Raw genomic sequence first — 2,462 nt, forward strand, 5'->3', positions numbered from 1 at the left:
GTCGGCATACACATCCCGCGAGCAACTCGCCAGGCTCGGCAATGTGGCCAGATTGCGAAAGTCCGGATTGATCAGTTGCATCACCAGCCCGTGTTGTCCCTCAGGATGCCCCTGAATACGCCCCTCGACGCGGATCAGGTTCGGGTGCAGGCCGGCGGTGATGCAGGCGTTCATCTCGTGCAGCGGTGAACCGTCGCTGGTCATTTCACCTTTGTACAGCTTCACCGCGACTGGCATTTGCGAACCGTCGGCACGTTGCCACAAAGCTCTGGATATCACTCCCGAAGCACCTTCGCCCAAACGCTGCTCCAGGCGCAGCGCTGACCAGTCGATCAGCGGCGTGGCTTCCAGTGCGGCGGCATCGGCTTCTGTTTCCAGCGGGTTACCGGCGTACGCCAGCCAGGTCAGGCTCGGCAGGGTCAGTAGCCATTGTGGTAACTCGCGCATGCGGTTGGCGGCAATGCGGATCAGTTCCAGGCGATGGCATTGGCTCATCGACGCCGGCAGCGCCTGCAGGCGATTACCCGCCAGCAGCAGTTTTTGCAGGTAGGGGCGCTCGCCCAGTTCTGTCGGCAGGCTTTCGATGCAGTTGTCGGTCAGGATCAACCAGCGCAGCAGCGGCGGCAATGCTGCGCCCGGCACGTGGCTGATGCGGTTGGCCTTGAAGCCGATCATCGTCAGCGCTGCGCATTGGCCGACGCAGGCGGGCACTTCGGTGAAGCGGTTATCCGAGCAGAACAGAATGCGCATTCTGGTCAGACGGTGCAGATCATCGGGCAGACTGCTCAAGGCGTTGCCGCTGAGGTTGAGCACCTCCAGCGTATCGGCCAGCTCGAAAATCTCCCGGGGAAACTCGGTCAGCCCGCAGGATAGATCAAGCCGGGTAATGCCCGACAACTCGCCGGCGCGCAATTGAGCAAGGGTGTGCATGTGGATGTTCACTATCAAATGAAGAAAGCGGCGGGCGCTCGGAATGGGCGACATGATAACGGCAATGGCTGGATTTGCACTGAAGAACACCCTGATCCTCTGTGGGAGCGAGCTTGCTCGCGAAGGCGTCCTGTCAGTCTTTGATTCGTCACTGACACTCCGCTTTCGCGAGCAAGCTCGCTCCCACAGTGGTATTCGGTGGTGATCAATGTGGTCAGTGGATTTCCTGCAACTGCCCCAGACGGCTGCGGGTCCGGGCCAGGTCGATGGCATTGCCGCCGAGCGCCTCGCGCAGTGGCAAGCGGCCGAGCAGGGTCAGGTGTTTGTCCTGATCGTAGAGCACGTCGATCAGGTTGATGAAGCGCTGTTGCGCGGCGATCGAGCATTCGCCCAGTTCCGGCAGATCGTCGATGATCCAGCGGTCGAACTGTCGGCACAGCTCCAGGTAATCCATCACCGCGGTCGGCTGCTCGCAGATGTCATTGAAGGTGAAACCGATGCTGCGACCCTCGCACAGTCTTGCCTGAAACGGCCGGTTGCCCACCGTCAGCGCGATGGCCGGGGCGTCCTGCGGCGGCAGGTTCAAGGCCTGGCGCTGTGTTGCGGTGGCCGGCCACACATAGTGGCCCTGGGTGAACAATTGATGCGCATGATTGCTCGCGTGGCTGCGGTAATCGTGAGGGCCACCGACCTCCATGACCTGCATGCGGGCGTTGATCAGATCGATCACCGGTTTGAACCGCGCGTGATAGAGCGGGTTGGGCAGCAAGCCTTCCGGCGGGTAGTTGGAGGTCACCAGCAACAGGATGCCGCGTTGAAACAAGGCCTTGAACAGCCGGGTGATGAGCATCGCATCGCCAATGTCATGCACATGAAATTCGTCGAAACACAGCACACGGCAATCGTGCAGCAGTGCGTCGAGCGTGACGGCGAGGGCATCGTCCTGTGCGCGATGCTCGAACATGCCCTGATGCAGACGGGCGAAAAAATCATGGAAATGCACGCGCTGCTTTTGCGTGGTCGGCAGTGCCTGAAAGAAACCGTCGAGCAGCCAGCTCTTGCCACGTCCGACTGCACCATGCAGGTACAGGCTCGGTGGCGTTTGTGCGCGGGCACCGAACAACAGGCTGGCCTGCTGCGCCATGCAGTCGATCACTCGCTGCTGACTGTGGCTGAGGGTGTAGCCCTGAGCCTGGGCCTTGTGGCGGAAATATTCGCGGACCATCCGGGCACTGGCGTCCTGCCCGGCATTGGCGGGGCGGCCCTTGGCGAACCAGCGGCGCAGCGCCGACCAGCGTGGGGTCAGAGGCGATCGTTTGGGCGCTTGAGGGGGCACTGTGCAGTCACTCCGTGTTCATCGGCCGGCGCCCGGGCGCGCGGCGGCGTAGTGTAACCAGAGGCTGCGGCGGCGTTCCATCGCGACTCATCGACTGTGGGCGATCAGTGAACGGATTTGTGCCGGACGTACAACTATTTTCAGCGATGTAATTCGCCTTGTTGCCAACCTTTCGAAACATATCCCGGCACCGCAA

At 61.6% G+C, this 2,462-nt stretch carries 2 protein-coding genes; both read right to left on the reverse strand.

What is annotated here, in order from left to right; all coding sequences use genetic code 11:
- On the reverse strand, nt 1–930 hold a 930-nt coding region (locus tag DBR18_RS23040), incomplete at its 3' end, for a leucine-rich repeat-containing protein kinase family protein (protein WP_108592065.1).
- Nucleotides 931–1,144: 214 nt separating this feature from the next.
- Entirely contained in the window at nt 1,145–2,266 is a 1,122-nt protein-coding gene (gene zapE, locus DBR18_RS23045; RefSeq protein ID WP_108592042.1) for a cell division protein ZapE, read from the reverse strand.
- Nucleotides 2,267–2,462 lie beyond the last annotated feature (196 nt).

The sequence above is a fragment of the Pseudomonas sp. HMWF021 genome (assembly GCF_003061005.1).
GTDB lineage: Bacteria > Pseudomonadota > Gammaproteobacteria > Pseudomonadales > Pseudomonadaceae > Aquipseudomonas.